Here is a 2,645-nt window from a genome sequence, read left to right on the forward strand (position 1 = left end):
TCTATTCCCTTTGAGGAGGATAAGCGTGTCTGGATCAATCCTTATTTTGATGGGAAATACAATACACAAGTTTTGGGTCAATATGAGGTACGTAATTTTAATGGAGGAACCCTCAATGTTAAGGGGGAATCAGAAACATTAGCTACTGACATAATGAAAGCATTAGAGAATGTAGAAGCACCTAAACAAATTGACAATTCTTTGAAAGCACCTGTTTTTATCCAAGAAGAAGTGGATAATTCTATCCCAAGTCGTATACGTGAGGACTTAACGCTCTATTCTTTTGGATATGAGGGAAATCAAATTTATTACCGAGATACGCATGGCATTCGGAAAAGTTCAAAAGTTGACGAAATTAGTTATTATGTAGATGAGAAGGGAGATTTTAAAGCTTGGGACAGTTCTTTGTCTGAACATAAAATAGACCGATTCGTGCAACTTCATTTGAATGATGAGGAAGCACTAGATGTTTACAAGTCAGAAGAAGCGAGTAAAAGGGGGAAATATAAGGGACTGTTCAAAAAAACTGTCTTTTATGAAAGTCCCTTATCGGATAAGGATATTAGTCGCATTAAGGGCATGGTTGATTTGAGAGAGACCTATCAATCCTTAATTGAAATTCAACGTCATCCAGATTATAGTCGGACAGATTTTCAGGTATTACTTAGTAAACTCAATCGTGACTATAATCGCTTTGTAAGTCAATTTGGATACTTGAATGCCTCAGTCAATCGGAACTTATTTGATAGTGACGATAAGTATTCTTTACTAGCAAGTTTAGAAGATGAATACATTGATTCTAAAGATCAGAAAGTAAAATATAAAAAATCTTTAGCCTTTGAGAAAGCATTGGTTAGGCCGGAGAGAGTGATTGCAAGAGTTTCAACGGCTCTAGATGCCTTAAACTCTAGTTTATCGGATGGTAGAGGGGTTGATTTAGACTATATGGTATCAATTTATCCCGAACATAGCCAAGCTGCTATTTTAGATGAGTTAGGTGACCAGATTTTAATGGATCCAGAAAGTTATTTAAGAGGAGAAAGAAAATATCTTTCTAAGAACCAGTTTTTATCAGGAGACATTCTCAACAAGATAGAAGTAGTTCAACTATTAGTGGAGGAAAACAACCAAGAATATGATTGGAACCATGCTTTAGATTTGTTAGAATCTGTTCGCCCTCCAAGGATTCATCTGGCAGATATTGAGTTTAAAATAGGGTCACGTTGGATTCCTCAATCCGTTTATGGTAAATTTGCTTTTGAATGTTTTACCAATCGTGAATTTGAATTGTCTTCGCCAGATGTTGAACAAGTCATTGAAGTGAATCCTGTCGATGGCCAGGTTCATTTAAGGACATCATTTGCTTATCGCTATCCAAGTGCCAAAGATAGTAGTCTTGGAGTCAGTGGGTCACGTTATGATACAGGAAGAAAGATTTTTGAGAATTTACTTAATTCGAACCAACCGACGATTACCATGACTGTTACGGAAGGAGAAAAGAAAAAGACTATCACAGATTTGGAAAAAACCTCTGTTCTAAGAGCAAAAGAGCAGCATTTACAAGAGCTCTTTCAAGAATTTGTATCACGGTATCCAGAAGTCCAACAAGTCATTGAAGAAAGTTACAATCGTCTTTATAATCGAACGGTTAGTCGAGAGTATGATGGTAGCCATCTAGTCATTGATGGCTTGGCACAAAACATCAGTCTTCGCCCTCATCAAGAGAATGCCATTCAAAGAATCGTAGAAGAAAAAAGAGCTTTATTAGCTCATGAGGTAGGTTCAGGAAAGACCTTGACCATGCTTGGTGCTGGGTTTAAATTAAAAGAGTTGGGGATGGTTCATAAGCCCTTGTATGTGGTGCCCTCTAGTTTGTCTGCTCAATTTGGCCAAGAAATCATGAAATTTTTCCCTACTAAAAAAGTCTTTGTGACCACTAAGAAAGATTTTGTGAAGGCGAGAAGAAAACAATTTGTGTCACGTATTATTACAGGAGATTACGATGCCATTGTCATTGGGGATTCTCAATTTGAAAAAATCCCTGTCAGTAAAGAAAGACAGATGAATTATATCGAGGATAAACTCAATGAACTACGAGAGATTAAAACACATTCTGAAAATAAGTATACCGTTAAAGAAGCAGAACAATCAATAAGTGGTCTAGAGAAACAATTGGAAGAACTCCAACGTTTCAATCGTGATAGTTTTATTGATTTTGAGAACTTAGGAATTGATTTTCTCTTTGTGGATGAAGCACATCACTTTAAAAATATTCGTCCAATTACTGGACTTGGAAATGTAGCAGGGATTACCAATACAACCTCTAAGAAGAACGTGGATATGGAAATGAAGGTTCGACAGATTCAGGAAGAACATGATTTTAAAAATATTGTCTTTGCGACAGGAACACCTGTTTCAAATTCAATTAGTGAGCTGTATACTATGATGAACTACATTCAACCGGATATCTTAAAACGCTATCAAGTTGATTATTTTGACTCTTGGGTAGGTGCTTTTGGAGAAATTCAAAACTCTATGGAATTAGCTCCTACAGGGGATAAGTACCAGCCTAAGAAACGATTTAAAAAGTTTGTCAATCTACCTGAGTTGATGAAAATCTATAAAGAAACAGCCGACATTCAAAC

The 2,645-nt window shown here is 36.4% G+C and carries 1 protein-coding gene; it reads left to right on the top strand.

The window, feature by feature from the left end:
* Positions 1-2,645, top strand: a 2,645-nt coding sequence (locus tag L0M85_RS09580; protein ID WP_238656924.1) for a DEAD/DEAH box helicase family protein, incomplete at both ends; no start/stop codon positions are given.

Origin of the sequence: Streptococcus sp. DFI.7.26, from assembly GCF_022240605.1 — a bacterium.
Classification (GTDB): Bacteria; Bacillota; Bacilli; order Lactobacillales; family Streptococcaceae; genus Streptococcus; species Streptococcus xiaochunlingii.